Here is a 14,903-nt window from a genome sequence, read left to right on the forward strand (position 1 = left end):
CCCCCAACGCAGCGCATTGGAGGCTTTTGTCGAAGCTGCGCGTCAAGCTCAGCTTCTTTGACCGCGGATGTCTTCGACGATCAGTTCCATTTGCTCGGCGGGCACATAGCCGCGCAGCATTTCGGATTCCAGAACAAAGGTCGGCGTGCCGGAAATTTTCAGCCGCTGCGCCAATGCGCGGGTCTGCGCAATTTCGCGGGTCACATCGTCGCTGTCCATATGTGCGATGATGGTTTCGGTTTCCAGGCCAAGCCCGTCCGAGATGCGACGCAATGTGACTTCGGTCACATCTCCGCCGAACTCAATCAGGGCGTCATGGACCTGTTTGTATGCTTCGTTCCCAGCGGTCTGTTTGGTAGCGACCGCAAAGCGCGAAGACAATACAGATGCCTCTCCCAGAATTGGGAACTCTTTGATGATCAAACGGATGTTGCCGTCTTGTTTCAGAAGTTTGGCGACCTCGGGAACGGCTTTGCGGCAATAGCCGCAACGGTAATCCATGAACTCGACGAGGGTGATGTCGCCTTCGGGGTTACCACCGACCCAGCTGTAACCGTCGTCGAACAGCGCATCGGCATTGGTGGCAACCAGTTCAAGATCGGCTTGCGCTTCGGCAACGGCCTGCCTTTCCTCAAGGATGTTGATCGCCTCGAGAATTACCTCGGGATTATCCAGCAGATACTCGCGTACCTGGGCACCAAAGGCGGCCTTTTCGTCGTCGGTCATGTCGCTCAGGTCCGTAGCCTGCGCAGGACCGGAAATCAGTGTCAGGCCCAAAAGGGCCGGGGCGGCAAATCGGAGCATTATCTTTTCCTTTTCCGTGCTCGTTCCGATGCAATTAGTACGTCTTGTGCGCGCTGCCAGCCCGGCGAGCCTTCGGGCAACTGTCCGACAGCACGTTTGGCATGAATTCCTGCGTCTTCCAATCGGCCTTGCAGAGCAAAGCGTTCCGCAGTGACCATAGAGGCCATGCCGTTTTCGCCCGCTTTGGCATAAGCCATCGCCAAATCGTGCATCATTCGGATATTACGGTAGTCCCGTGCTCGGGCCTTTTCCAGTGTCTCCAATGCAGATTTGGTCTGACCCGCGCCCAAAAGGGCACGCCCGTATCCCGCCAGGATCAGCGCATCATTGGGGGCAAAATCGACCGCTTTCCCGTATTCTGCCACGGCGTGTTGCAGCTCGCGGTTCTCCAGCAGGATCTGCCCCTTGAGCTCATGATAGAACGGATCGTCCGGCCGTATTGTCAAAGCGCCGTCGATGGCCGCAATCGCGTTGGGAAGGTCGCGGTTGAGATGGTAGGCCACGGCCTCGCGCATCAGCCGGATGTCACGGTGTTGTTCTTCACGCGCGCGGCGCAGGGTCCAGGAAGAGGAACGGGTGAAAGCCGACACCTTGCCCTTGATCCGGGCAAACCAATAGTCGGCAATTGGATTGGGGCTGGATTTGTCGCCGTAGGCGGCCAGAAAATCCTCGGCCGCGCGGAGCCTGTCTCGGCTCAACGGGTGAGAGCGCATATAGGGGTCTTGCAGCGCCGGTGACAGCAACTCCTGACCCGCAAAAGCGCGATGCAGATCGACCAGGCCCTTGGGCGACACATCTGACCATTGCAGAAAGCTGGCCGCGGAACGGTCGGCCGAGGCCTCTTCAGCGCGTGTATGGCTTAGAAAACCGCGCAATGCAGAGGCTGAAGTGCCAGCGGCAATACCACCGGCCGCTTCGCCAGCTCCGGCGGCGGCGGCGATCAAGGCAAGTGCGGTGCCAAGCGTCGCAACACGTTGCGCGCTTTCCAGATTGGCGGTGCGGCGGGCCAGATGACCATTGGTTATGTGGGCGGCCTCGTGCGCGATAACGGCCTGAAGCATTTCGGGCGTATCAACTTTCAGAATCAGGCCATAGTTCAAAAAGATCGTGTTGTAGTCGATGACGAAAGCGTTGAAACTGTCGTCGTCGACCAGCAACACCCTCACGCGGTTGGTGTTCAACCCCGCCGCGCGCAGGATCGGAAACGCCAGTTCGCGCAGGCCATGTTCGATATCCGGATCGCGCAAAAGACCGACCGCATATACCGGTGCGGCCGTCACAACCCAAAGGACAGCCGTCAAAAACAAGGCCGGGATTGACGCCAGCCGGGATACGCGGTCAAAAGCCATGCTCGCAACATGGGAGATGGGCATGCGAAACTCAAGCCGATCCGAGGTTGATCCTTTTATCGTGATGGACGTGATGGAGGCCGCCCGCAAAGCCGAAGAGGCCGGTCGCCGCATCATCCACATGGAGGTCGGCCAACCCGGGACCGGCGCGCCGAAAGGCGCCATCGAAGCGCTTGGGGCTTCGATGCACGATGAGCCATTGGGTTATACCGTGTCACTGGGAATACCCGCCCTGCGCCAGCGCATCTCACGTCTTTACGGCGACTGGTACAATGTCGATCTGAATCCCGACCGCGTGGTTATCACGCCGGGATCTTCGGGCGGGTTCCTGCTGGCTTTTACGGCGTTGTTCGATACCGGGGATCGCGTGGGCATCGGTGCACCGGGATACCCTTCATACCGTCAGATCCTCAAGGCTCTGGGTTTGGTGCCAGTCGATATTCAGACGGCCGCAGAAAACCGCCTGCAACCTGTACCCGTTGATCTGGCGGGGCTGGAACTGGCCGGGCTGATGGTGGCATCACCCGCAAACCCAACCGGTACTATGCTGGATCGAAATGCGATGGGCGCCCTGATTGATGCGGCCCGGGGGCAGGAGGCTTCGTTCATCAGCGACGAAATTTATCATGGGCTCGAATATGAAGCGAAGGCGGTCACGGCGCTGGAACTGACCGACGAGTGCTATGTGATCAACTCGTTCTCGAAATACTTCTCGATGACGGGCTGGCGGGTCGGCTGGATGGTGGTGCCCGAGGATCAGGTGCGCATTGTGGAACGCATTGCCCAAAACCTGTTCATCTGTGCCCCGCACGCAAGTCAGGTTGCCGCCCTGGCCGCAATGGAATGCGACGACGAATTGCAGGCCAATCTGAGTGTTTATCGCGTAAATCGCGACTTGATGCTGCAGGGCCTGCCCAAAGCCGGGTTCACCAATATCGCGCCGCCGGATGGGGCTTTTTACGTGTATGCGGATGTTTCAGAGCTGACCAACGACAGCCGGGCCTTTGCCGCCGAGATATTAGATAAGGCGGGGGTCGCCGTCACACCCGGCCTAGATTTCGATCCGGTGCGAGGACATACCACATTGCGGTTCTCCTATGCCCGCTCGACAGCGAATATTGAAGAGGGGCTGGAACGACTCAAAACATTCATGCAGTCGCGAACCTGAACAGGTCAAGGCCGTTCACAAATCGATCGGCTTGATATAGGGTCCGCGCGAACGATCTCGGGGATACACTGAGGCAATGAGCAGGATCGCCACTCTTTTTGCGCTCGTCTGGGTGCTGGTTTCCGGTGCGCAGGCACAGGAATTTGGCGGTCTCGCGCGGGTCGTCCCCGAAGACAGTCAAATAACCAGCCTGGGCAACAAGGGCGTGTCGCTTCAATTGGCGCTGAGCCAGGGCGTGCCTTATCGCCTGTTCACGCTTGATGCGCCTCGCCGGCTGGTGCTGGACTTTCAGGAAGTTGATTGGACCGGTTTTAAAGGCGACAGGTTTTCACGCACCGATCGGGTGGGCGCGGTGTTATTCGGCACCTACGTGCCGGGCATGTCCCGCATGGTGGTGGAACTTGCGTCTCCCATGACCGTTGATCGGGCCGAATTGCAGGTCGACCCGGTGAGCGGTGGAGCGGTTCTGGAACTGGCCCTGCTCCCCGCGACCGAACCGGAGTTTGCCAAATCTACCGGTGCGCCACAGGATCGTCGCTGGGATGTCCCACCGCCAGAAAACCTGGACAGACCCGCGCCACGCGGACCGGATGCACCCCTGCGTGTGATGCTGGACCCGGGGCATGGCGGAATCGATCCGGGGGCCGAGACGGAACGCACGAACGAAAAGACCCTGATGCTCACCTTCGCGCGCGAACTGCGCGAATTGCTGATGCGCATGGAGGGGTTCGAGGTGATGTTGACGCGTGAAACCGATCACTTCGTTTCGCTTGAGCGGCGGATCACGCTGGCTCACCAGTTCGGCGCGGATGTGTTCATTTCACTGCATGCGGATGCCCTTGCCGAAGGACGGGCGCATGGAGCGACGGTTTATACCCTGTCGGATGAAGCCTCTGACGTCGCCAGCGCCAAGCTGGCGGAAAGGCATGACAGGGGCGACCTTCTGTCTGGCATCGATCTGAGCGATACCGACGATCAAGTGACCAATGTTCTGTTGCAGCTGGCCCGTCAGGAAACGCAGCCGCGAACCGAGACTTTGGCACGGGTTCTGGCAGACAGCATGGCGCAACAGGGCGGACCAATGAACAACAGGCCGCTGCGCGAGGCGTCGTTTTCGGTGCTCAAGGCCGCAGATATTCCGTCGGTTTTGATCGAACTGGGCTTCTTGTCGAGCCCGCGCGACCTCAAGAACATCTCGAACCCGGCTTGGCGTGCAACGATCGCCAAGGGCATTGTTTCCGGATTGGAGAGCTGGCGACGGACGGATACGGCAAACCGGGCCTTGGTACGCCGTTGACCTCTGGCCAAATCGCGGGTCGTGGCGTAATGCGGCCAAAATGCGCCATGTGTTTTGACCCAGCGACGGCGCGTGACTATATAGGCATCACCGCGGAATAAAGGCATCAACGTGATCCGGTTCGTACTCTCCTTCTTCGGGGCCATTTTCAGCCTCGTAACCCTTGGTATCTTCATGGCCGCCCTGACCATCGGAGGGGTGTTCTGGATGTATGGCCGCGACCTGCCCAGCCACGAGTCGCTGGCGCAGTACAAACCACCGACGATCAGCCGGATTTACTCGGGCGAAGGGCACCTGATCGACGAATTCGCACAGGAACGCCGCCTGTTCACGCCCTCCGAAGAGATCCCTGAACTCGTCAAGCAGGCATTCATTTCGGCTGAAGACAAGAATTTCTATGCACATCAGGGTTATGACATTCGCGGCATCGTTGCTGCGGGCGTCGAAGCGGTACGTTCCAAGGGCGAAAACGTGCGGGGTGCATCGACCATTACTCAGCAGGTGATGAAGAACTTTCTGTTGTCCGGCGACAGGCGCGCCGAACGTAAGATCAAGGAAATCATCCTTGCCACCCGCCTCGAAGAGACACTGAACAAAGAGCAGATACTAGAATTGTATCTGAACGAGATTTTCCTCGGCCAAAACTCCTATGGTGTCACGGCCGCAGCTCAGACTTATTTCAACAAGACGCTGCAGGAACTGACACCGCATGAGGCCGCAACGCTGGCATCGATGCCCAAAGCGCCTTCGGACTACCACCCCGTACGCCAAAAGGAGCGATTGCTGGCCCGGCGCAACTATGTGCTGCGAGAAATGCAGGAGAATGGTTTCATCGACAAGGCAACTTACGAGACCGAAGTCGAACAGCCCCTGCGTTCGGTGCAGAATGGCGATTTTGACAGTTTCCGCACCGCTTTGCCGCCGCGCGACTATTTCACCGACGAGATTCGCCGCCAATTGAGCGAGAATTTTGGTGAGGGTGAGTTTTTTACCGGCGGTTTCAGCGTGCGCGCCTCGATCGATGAGGAAATGCAGGTCGAAGCCGCGCGCGCCCTGCGCGAGGCGTTGGAAAAATATGACCGCTCGCGCGGTCGCTGGCGCGGAACTGACGTAACCCTGACCGAAGAACAGATGACCAGCGAGGAAAGCTGGCGTGCCGCGCTAGCTCTGACCGAGGTGCCACGCGATGTGATCCTGCCGACGCAGTGGTTTCCCGCTGTCGTGCTGGAGGTCTCGTCCGAGAAACTGACCGTCGGAATTGAGGGCGGACCCGCGGACGGTACTGTTCCACGTTCGGATATCAAATGGATGCAAGGGGATTTCGCCAAGAATTTCAAGCGCGGCGATGTGATTCTGGTTCTTCGAGGTGAAGACAGCCAATGGTCGGTGCGCCAGGTCCCCGAAGTGCAGGGCGGCTTTGTGGCGATGGACGTGAACTCGGGCCGTGTTCTGGCGATGCAGGGTGGGTTCAGCTATCAGGATTCGGTGTTCAACCGTGCCACGCAGGCATTGCGACAGCCGGGGTCGAGCTTCAAGCCCTTCGTCTATGCGGCGGCGCTGGACAGTGGATACAGCCCCGCGACCATCGTCGTGGATGCGCCCATCGAAGTGAACACGCCTCAAGGTTTGTGGCGCCCCAAGAATTCGTCGAACAAATTTTATGGGCCAACGCCTTTGCGGACGGGGATCGAACAGTCACGTAACCTGATGACCATCCGACTGGCGCAGGAAGTGTCGATGCCGGTGGTGGCAGGCTATGCCGAACGGTTCGGCGTGTACGATCACATGGGGCCTTACCTGGCCAATTCGCTGGGGTCCCAGGAAACCACGCTTTACCAGATGGTGTCGGCCTATGCGATGTTTGCCAATGGCGGCGAGCGGGTACAGCCAACACTGGTCGACCGCATTCAGGACCGGTTCGGCAAGACGATCTATCGCCATGACAAGCGGGATTGTGTGGATTGCAATTCAGACCGGATCGCCCGCGATGCATCGCCCCGGATCGTGACCAACCGCGAACGCGTGATGGACCCGATCACCGCCTATCAGTTGACCTCGATGATGCGGGGTGTTGTCGAACGCGGGACTGCTGCGGGGGCGGTGAACCTGCCGGTTCCCACCGCTGGCAAAACCGGAACGACCAACGATGCCAAGGACGTGTGGTTCATTGGCTTCACCTCAAACATCGTCGCGGGCTGTTATATCGGTTATGACCAGCCGCGCCCGATGGGCCGTGCGGCTTACGGATCGTCGATGTGTGGCCCCGTCTTCCAGAGCTTTATGGAAAAGGCCGTGGCAAAGTTCGGTGGCGGACCGTTCGATGTACCGCCCGGCGGGCATTTCATCAAGATCGACCGTTTCACCGGTGCGCGCCTGCCGGATGATGCAACCGGGCAATATGTCGTGGCCGAGTATTTCCGGGACGGTGTCGACCCGATCTTTGGCCTGACCTTTGACGGCGGTTTCGCGATGGGTTCCGACCTGCCGCTGTTTGAAGAGGTCCAGCAGGCCGGTCAACAGGTGCGAACCTCGACCGGTCAGACCACCACGGTCGGACCCAAGGCGAATTTCGGCACGGTCAGTTCCGGCGGCCTTTACTGACCGCTTGCCCAGAGTTTGGGGCTGGTCTATCAGAACCCCTCAGTTGACCCGAATTTTGCAGGACTCATCATGCGCGCCGAAATACAAAACATCGTGGCGGATATCCAAAAGTCGCTCGAGCTTCTGGCTCAGCGAATGGACTATGAAACCGCGCCGTATCGGCTGGAAGAGTTCAACGCCCGTGTTGAAGACCCCAACCTGTGGGACAACCCCGAGAACGCGCAAAAACTGATGCGTGACCGGCAGGTTCTGGTAGATGCCATCGAAACCTATGAGTCGATCAAGACGGACCTCAACGACAATGTCGAACTGATCGAGTTGGGCGAGATGGAAGAGGATCAGGAAGTTGTCACCGATGCCGAAAACGCGCTGAAGTCGCTCAAGGGGAAGGCAGCGAAAAAAGAACTCGAAGCACTGTTGAACGGCGAGGCCGACGGCAACGACACGTTCCTTGAAATCAACGCCGGCGCAGGCGGCACCGAAAGCTGCGACTGGGCGTCGATGCTGGCACGGATGTATGTCCGCTGGGCCGAAAAAAAGGGGTACGACGTCGAGCTGCAGTCGGAAACACCCGGCGAAGAGGCCGGGATCAAATCCGTTGCCTACAAGATTTCCGGCCATAACGCCTATGGCTGGCTGAAATCGGAAAGCGGTGTGCATCGTCTGGTTCGAATTTCGCCCTTCGATGCGGCTGCCAAGCGGCATACTTCGTTCAGTTCGGTCTGGGTTTATCCGGTGGTCGACGACAATATCGAGATCGAGGTCAACCCGTCGGATATTCGCGTCGACACCTACCGGTCGTCCGGGGCAGGTGGCCAGCACGTCAATACCACCGACTCGGCGGTTCGGATCACTCACATTCCGACGGGGATCGTCGTGACCAGTTCGGAGAAGTCCCAGCACCAGAACCGGGATATCGCCATGAAGGCTCTGAAATCGCGCCTGTACCAGCAGGAGCTTGACCGCCGCAACGCCGAGATCAACGCAGCGCATGAGGCCAAGGGTGACGCAGGCTGGGGCAACCAGATCCGGTCCTACGTTTTGCAACCCTATCAGATGGTCAAGGATCTGCGCACAAATCACGAGACTTCGGACACCAAGGGTGTGCTCGATGGGGATCTTGATGGATTCATGGCGGCAACACTGGCGTTGAATGTATCAGGCAAAAGCCGGTCGGACGCACGGACGAAAGACTGATCCCCAAAAGATACATTCAAACAGTGGGTTTAAAAGAAATCGGACCGCGTCTAGGGTAGGCTCAACCATCAGATGTGAGCGCCTATGGACCTGATCCGATCTTCCGCGACCGAGCTGCTTTCCGCCATTTCCGAAGGCCACCTTTCGGCGGCGGAACTGATGCGTGCAACACTCGACCGGATCGAAACCGTCAACGACAAGGTCAACGCAATTGTCGCGCTGCGCGACAAGGACGAGTTGATGGCCGAGGCCGAGGCGCTGGATGCGGGTCCACGCCGCGGCGCGCTGCACGGGCTGCCGATTGCGGTAAAGGATCTGGTAAATGTGGCCGGTGTGGCGTCGACGCAAGGATCTCCGATCTTCAAGGACCATATCCCGAAATCAGATGACCTGATTGCCGCGCGGATGCGAGCGGCGGGGGCGATCTTGATCGGGAAAACCAATGTGCCTGAATTTGGTTTGGGGTCTCATACCTTCAACCCGGTCTATGGCGCGACCCGCAATCCCTATAATCCGGACTTGTCCTGCGGCGGCTCTTCCGGTGGTGCGGCTGTTGCATTGTCAACAGGGATTGTAGCCCTTGCCGACGGTTCGGATATGATGGGCAGCTTGCGCAACCCGGCTGCGTGGAGCAACGTTTACGGGTTCCGCCCCAGTTGGGGGCGGGTGCCGTCTGAGCCAATTGGAGACACGTTCCTGCATCAGCTTTCCACGCTGGGGCCAATGGCGCGCAGCCCCGAGGATATCGGGTTACTGCTCGACGTGATCTCTGGCCCCGACCCGCGTCAGCCACACCCCTTTGCCAGCGCTCCGGTGTCACCGGTCAGACCAGGTGAAGCGGATGGTCTGCGAATCGGGTGGCTGGGCGACTGGGACGGGGCCTTCCCGATGGATGACGGCATCATGGCGCTTTGCGAAAGCGCACTGGAAGTGTTCCGGGCTATCGGGCGCTCGGTCGAGCCGGTGTCCCCGCCATTCGACGCCGAACAGATCTGGGACAGCTGGATCACCTTGCGCTCGTGGAGCGTCGCGGCAGGTCTCGCCCCGCTGGATGAAAAAAAGGCAATGCTCAAAGACAGCGCCCGCTGGGAAATGGATCGCGGACTGGCGATGACCGCGATGGAGGTGCATCGTGCCAGCACCATCCGGTCGGCGTGGTTCCGGCGCGCAGCCGCACTGTTCGAGGAATATGACGCGCTGGTGTTGCCCTCCGCACAGGTCTGGCCGTTCAATGTCAACCTACCGTATCCCGGTGAGATTGCGGGCCGCGCTATGGACACATACCACCGCTGGATGCAGGTCGTTACTCCGGTCAGCCTTTTGGGCCTGCCCAGTCTGGCCGTTCCGGCAGGGTTCGGAGATTCGGGCCTGCCGATGGGTATTCAGATCTTCGGCCCGCGCGGCAGCGATGCAAGGCTGTTGGGTTTGGGCGCGGCCTATCACGCAAAAACCAAATGGCCGCAAAAACGACCGGCAATGTAAGTCTTGAAATCGCAGGGAGGAGTTCATGCAGAAACCGTTTGGCGTACCGCGTATGAAAACAGCCGATATTGGCACGCTGCGCGTGGCGCTTCGCCGGGGTTGGCGCGATTTCCTGCGCGCGCCAGTCTTTGGCCTGTTGTTTGCGGGCTTCTACGTACTGGCGGGTTGGGCAATGGCGTGGATTACGATCCAGACTGGAACCACGTTCTGGTTGGTACTTGCGGCGATCGGCTTCCCGCTGATCGGCCCGTTTGCAGCGGTGGGGCTTTACGAGGTTTCGCATCGTCTCGATCAGAAAGAACCGCTGGATTACGGGGCGATTTTCGGCATTGTGGTTCAGCAAAGTCGTCGGCAACTGCCGTCGATATGCGCGATCATCGTTGTCGTGTTCCTGTTCTGGTTCTTCCTTGGTCACATGATCTTTGCGCTGTTTCTGGGGCTGTCGACCATGACGAATGTCTCGTCCTCATTCGAAGTGTTCCTGACCCTGAACGGGTTGACGATGCTTGCAGTCGGAACGGCTGTAGGGGCGGTGTTCGCCCTTTTGCTCTACATGATTTCCGTCCTGTCGATCCCGATGCTTCTGGATCGGGAGTTGGATTTCGTGACCGCCATGATCGCCAGCTTTTCTTACGTCAAGAACAACGCGGTTGTGATGCTCGGCTGGGCTGTGTTCGTTGCAGGGGTGACCTTTCTGGCGTTGCTGCCCTGGTTTTTGGGCCTGCTTGTCGTGTTGCCCTGGTTGGGACACGCCAGTTGGCATCTCTATCGCCAGATCGCCACAGCCGATGAAGCGGCGTCCGACCAGGGCGGTGTGGCGGAAACCGCCTGACACAACTGGGCAAATGCGTTGGGCGTGAGCACCGGGTCATTCCGGCGGAGTTTCCCGCCCCATCGCAACCAGACGCGTGCGCAGGCTAGCGGCTTTGGTCAGTCCGGCCTCCAGCGCGAACACATAGGCATGGGTCAGGAAGAACCCACAGGCGGTTTCATCCGTCGCAGAGTCGGCGGCCTCTTCGTACAGATCAACCAGCGCCTGGCGGTCGCCGGCCTCATGGGCGGCAAGAAGCCGTGCATCCAAGCGGTTCATTCTGCCGCCTGGCTGGTGCGGTGGGCCTGCAACCGACCAGCCACCCAGTCATGGAACAGATGCGTCGGGCCATCCATTGCAGGCGAGAACCGGCCACCGTCAAAGCCCGGAGCGCTGCGGCCCTTTTGCATGCTTTCGACCGCCATGATGTCTTCGACAAATACAACGCGCCATTGCTCGGCGTTCTTTTTCCTCAACGACTTCGAGGTGTCCGGGGTGGCATAGAACAGGTGGACCGTCTCCAGTGTCCGGTTGACGGACAAGGGGTTTAGGATGATCGCGAACATATGATCGCGCTGAACGCCGACCATGACATTGGGCAGAAATGTCAGATACTCACCTGCCGTGTCCCATTTGTCAGACAGGCCGGGGAAATCAGGGAATGTACTGCCATCCTCGTCGGTGATCTGGCGATAGACAAGAGTTCCCTGACCAGAAAATTTGCCTTGCTCCTGAATATGATAATGGTCCTCCAGCCGGGAATAGGAATTCAGTCCGGGGTGCACCCAGGGCAAGTGGTAGCTCTCGCAATAATTCTCGACCACGAGTTTCCAGTTGGTCTTCAGGTCCAGCTGCATCGTGCTTTCCGGTCCGCCGTGATAGACCGGCACATCGAATTCCTTCCAGCGTTCCAGCAAATCCGCGAAATATTCTGAAAACGGTGCGGCGTTGCCGGATACGTTGATGAATACGACCTCGTTCCAGATGTGGCTGCGCACCTCGATCAGGCCCAGATCGTTCTTGTCGATATCCTTGTGAGTGTTCTGCCCCGGCCCGCCGACATGAGGGGTTGAAACAAGCTTGCCCTGGGTGGAATAGCACCAGCTGTGATAGGGGCAGCGGATGGCGCCTTCGATCTTGCGCGGCTCTTCGACCAGGATCATGCCCCGGTGGCGGCAGATGTTCTGAAACACCCGCACCTGACCTTCGCGATCGCGCAACAGCAGCAGGGGAATGCCCAGAAACTCCATAGGAACCGCGTCACCGGGTTCCGGCACGTCCGCAGTCACTGCAAGACCTGCCCAACCGTCCAGGAACAACGCGCGGCTTTCTTCGGCATGTACCGCAGGGTCGGTGTAATGCTCATTGGGCAGGCCGCGAGCCTGCTCAATGGGTTGCCGGACATCGGCCAGAGTGGTCATTGATGTGGTCATGCGCGTTCTCCTGAGCTTGCAGGAAGAGGCCACACAAAAACGTCTGCTGCTTGAAGCTTCGCGACTTCTATATTTCCCGAAGCGACATGACCGGTTCAGAGCCGGTCGGATCACAACGCGTGACCCGACGCATGAAGTCAGAGCGCGCCCGCTGAACTTGGCCGCGCGCAGGGTGGCTTCAGTCGCCGCGCAGCAAGGCCGCGACACCGGTCCTTGCGATCTCGGCCAACCCAAGCGGTCGCATCAGATCGGCAAAGGCGTCGATCTTGTCCGGCGCGCCGGTGATCTCGAAGATAAACGAGTTCAGCGTGCTGTCGACCACGTTGGCGCGAAAGATATCCGCCAGCCGCAGCGCCTCGACCCGCTTGTCGCCTTCGCCCACCACCTTGAGCATCGCCAGTTCCCGTTCGACGGACGCGCCTTCGACGGTCAGGTCATGCACGTCCCGGACCGAGACGATGCGCCCCAATTGCGCCTTGATCTGTTCGATCACCTGCGGCGTGCCGGTGGTGACGATGGTGATGCGTGACAGGTGGCCGGTGTGATCCACCTCGGCCACCGTCAGGCTTTCGATGTTATAGCCGCGGCCAGAGAACAACCCGATGACACGGGCCAGAACGCCGGGTTCGTTCTCCACCAGAACCGCGATCGTGTGCTTTTCCTGAACGTCCGAAAAAGTCGGCCGCAGGTTATAGGCGGAATGGCGGGTGGAACCTTGTTTGATATGTAGGGCAGACATTTACGTCCCTTTCTTCACTCAATTCATGCCCGTCCCATATGGGTCGGGAAATTCGCCGAATTCGGTTACACCAGCACCGCACCGCCGGCCTGGATCACACCCTGCGTCTCGGCCTCGCCCAGCAGCATCTCGTTATGCGCCTTGCCCGACGGGATCATTGGGAAGCAGTTCTCGTGCTTTTCCACCAGACAGTCAAAGATAACCGGGCCGTCATAGTTGATCATTTCCATGATCGCATCGTCCAGATCCGCCGGATCGCTGATGCAGATACCCTTGGCGCCAAAGGCCTCGGCCAGCTTGACGAAATCGGGCAGGGATTCGGACCAGCTGTGAGAATAGCGCTCACCATGCAGCAGTTCCTGCCACTGGCGCACCATCCCCAGGCGCTCGTTGTTGAGGATGAACTGTTTCACCGGCAGGCGGTACTGCGCGGCGGTGCCCATCTCCTGCATGTTCATTAACCACGAAGCTTCTCCCGCAACGTTGATCACCAACGCTTCTGGGTGCGCCATCTGCACCCCGATCGAGGCGGGGAAGCCATAGCCCATTGTGCCCAGGCCACCCGACGTCATCCAACGGTTAGGATCCTCAAAGCCCATGAACTGGGCCGCCCACATCTGGTGCTGACCGACCTCGGTACAGACATAACGATCGCGCCCCTTGGTCAGTTCCTCAAGACGTTGAAGCGCATATTGCGGTTTGATCGTTTTTTCGCTGTTGGTGTAGGCAAGGCAATTGACCTTCCGCCACTCGGCAATCTGCGCCTGCCACTGTTTGACAGCGGCGGCGTCTGTCTTGCGGCCGCGGGATTTCCACACTTTCAGGATGTCCTCCAGAACATGAGCCACGTCGCCGACAATCGGGATGTCGACGCGGATCACCTTGTTGATCGAGGAGGGGTCGATGTCGACATGGGCCTTTTTCGAATGCGGGCTGAAGGCATCGATGCGTCCGGTAATCCGGTCGTCGAAACGGGCGCCGATATTGATCATCAGATCACAGTCGTGCATGGCCATGTTGGCCTCATAAAGTCCATGCATACCCAGCATACCCAGCCAGTTATCGCCCGACGCCGGATAGGCGCCCAGCCCCATCAGGGTCGAGGTGATCGGGAATCCGGTCGCATCTACCAATTCGCGCAAAAGCTGGCTGGCCGCCTTGCCGGAGTTGATCACGCCTCCGCCGGTATAGAATACCGGCTTCTTCGCCGTTTCCATCGCGGCGACCAGTTCGGTGATCTCTTCAAGATCGCCCTTGAGAACAGGCTGATAGTGTGAGGTCGAAGGTTTAGGCGGCTGGTATTCTCCGCTGGCGAACTGGACGTCCTTGGGGATATCGACCAGAACCGGTCCGGGGCGACCGGCAGTTGCGACGTGGAACGCCTCATGAAGGGTCGCTGCCAGTCTGTCGGTATCCTTCACCAGCCAGTTGTGCTTGGTGCAGGGTCGGGTGATGCCGACGGTATCGGCCTCCTGAAACGCGTCCGATCCGATCATGAAGGTCGGCACCTGGCCGGTCAGAACGATGATCGGAATTGAATCCATCAACGCATCGGTCAGGCCGGTCACCGCATTTGTCGCACCGGGGCCAGAGGTTACAAGCGCGACACCCGGCTTGCCGGTCGATCGGGCATACCCTTCGGCGGCGTGCACCGCGCCCTGTTCGTGTCGCACCAGAATGTGGCGGATGTCGTTTTGCAGGAAAATCTCGTCATAGATCGGCAGGACGGCGCCACCGGGATACCCAAATACCGTGTCCACACCCTGATCCTTCAGGGCCTGAACCACCATTTTTGCTCCGGTCATCTCACGTGTCATCTGCTTTGCTCCATTGGCGACATGCGGTTTGGCATAAAAAAAGCCCCCGAACTTTCGGAGGCGCATGGGTTCGATTATGGTTTTCCGTTACCGGCCCATGCGCTTGGTTCCTACGATTACGACTAGTGTGGTCATCGCCACCGGCTCCTTCTTGCTGGCGGGGACATTATGGTCGGGGGCAAAGGGCGTCAACAGTCAATCTGGC

Annotated in this window: 12 protein-coding genes; 6 read left to right on the top strand and 6 right to left on the bottom strand. The window is 59.1% G+C overall.

Features of this window, described 5'->3' with window-relative positions:
• Window positions 1-48: 48 nt before the first annotated feature.
• Complete coding sequence (locus tag AC2FNB_RS08030; RefSeq protein WP_480749691.1) at window positions 49-804, bottom strand: DsbA family protein; 756 nt, start codon at window positions 802-804, stop codon at window positions 49-51.
• A complete protein-coding gene (locus AC2FNB_RS08035; RefSeq protein WP_496745563.1) occupies window positions 804-2,177 on the bottom strand; it encodes a M48 family metalloprotease in 1,374 nt (457 codons plus the stop codon). Before AC2FNB_RS08035 ends, AC2FNB_RS08030 begins: the two co-directional genes overlap by 1 nt.
• On the opposite strand from AC2FNB_RS08035, the gene AC2FNB_RS08040 reads away from it, so the two are divergent.
• The 6 genes from AC2FNB_RS08040 to AC2FNB_RS08065 all read left to right on the top strand — a co-directional run bounded on the left by AC2FNB_RS08040 (window position 2,176) and on the right by AC2FNB_RS08065 (window position 10,730).
• The gene (locus tag AC2FNB_RS08040; protein ID WP_496745565.1) at window positions 2,176-3,321 is read left to right on the top strand and encodes a pyridoxal phosphate-dependent aminotransferase; all 1,146 of its coding nucleotides are present in this window, start codon (window positions 2,176-2,178) and stop codon (window positions 3,319-3,321) included. The genes AC2FNB_RS08035 and AC2FNB_RS08040 overlap by 2 nt on opposite strands.
• Before the next feature lie 76 nt (window positions 3,322-3,397).
• Complete coding sequence (locus tag AC2FNB_RS08045; protein ID WP_496745567.1) at window positions 3,398-4,618, top strand: N-acetylmuramoyl-L-alanine amidase; 1,221 nt, start codon at window positions 3,398-3,400, stop codon at window positions 4,616-4,618.
• 111 nt (window positions 4,619-4,729) lie between these two features.
• Complete coding sequence (locus tag AC2FNB_RS08050; protein WP_480749695.1) at window positions 4,730-7,219, top strand: penicillin-binding protein 1A; 2,490 nt, start codon at window positions 4,730-4,732, stop codon at window positions 7,217-7,219.
• Between the two features lie 69 nt (window positions 7,220-7,288).
• A complete protein-coding gene (prfB, locus tag AC2FNB_RS08055) occupies window positions 7,289-8,416 on the top strand; it encodes a peptide chain release factor 2 (RefSeq protein WP_480749696.1) in 1,128 nt (375 codons plus the stop codon).
• An 84-nt stretch (window positions 8,417-8,500) separates the two neighbouring features.
• Window positions 8,501-9,898, top strand: coding sequence for an amidase (locus tag AC2FNB_RS08060; RefSeq protein ID WP_496745569.1), 1,398 nt, complete (start codon window positions 8,501-8,503; stop codon window positions 9,896-9,898).
• 25 nt (window positions 9,899-9,923) lie between these two features.
• Window positions 9,924-10,730 carry a DUF2189 domain-containing protein gene (locus AC2FNB_RS08065; RefSeq protein WP_496745571.1) on the top strand — a complete coding sequence of 269 codons (807 nt, stop codon included), beginning with the start codon at window positions 9,924-9,926 and terminating at the stop codon, window positions 10,728-10,730.
• 36 nt (window positions 10,731-10,766) lie between these two features.
• Here the strand turns inward: AC2FNB_RS08065 and AC2FNB_RS08070 are convergent, their stop codons facing one another.
• The 4 genes from AC2FNB_RS08070 to AC2FNB_RS08085 all read right to left on the bottom strand — a co-directional run bounded on the left by AC2FNB_RS08070 (window position 10,767) and on the right by AC2FNB_RS08085 (window position 14,698).
• Window positions 10,767-10,988 carry a hypothetical protein gene (locus AC2FNB_RS08070; RefSeq protein WP_480749699.1) on the bottom strand — a complete coding sequence of 74 codons (222 nt, stop codon included), beginning with the start codon at window positions 10,986-10,988 and terminating at the stop codon, window positions 10,767-10,769.
• Window positions 10,985-12,142: an aromatic ring-hydroxylating oxygenase subunit alpha gene (locus AC2FNB_RS08075; protein WP_496745573.1), complete on the bottom strand. Its 1,158-nt coding sequence runs from the start codon at window positions 12,140-12,142 to the stop codon at window positions 10,985-10,987. Before AC2FNB_RS08075 ends, AC2FNB_RS08070 begins: the two co-directional genes overlap by 4 nt.
• Window positions 12,143-12,320: 178 nt before the next feature.
• Window positions 12,321-12,881 carry an acetolactate synthase small subunit gene (ilvN, locus tag AC2FNB_RS08080; RefSeq protein ID WP_480749702.1) on the bottom strand — a complete coding sequence of 187 codons (561 nt, stop codon included), beginning with the start codon at window positions 12,879-12,881 and terminating at the stop codon, window positions 12,321-12,323.
• A gap of 65 nt (window positions 12,882-12,946) precedes the next feature.
• Window positions 12,947-14,698 (bottom strand): acetolactate synthase 3 large subunit, encoded by a 1,752-nt coding sequence (locus AC2FNB_RS08085; protein ID WP_480749703.1) that lies wholly within the window; start codon window positions 14,696-14,698, stop codon window positions 12,947-12,949.
• Window positions 14,699-14,903 lie beyond the last annotated feature (205 nt).

It is taken from the genome of Ruegeria sp. BHSB058 (assembly GCF_059613285.1).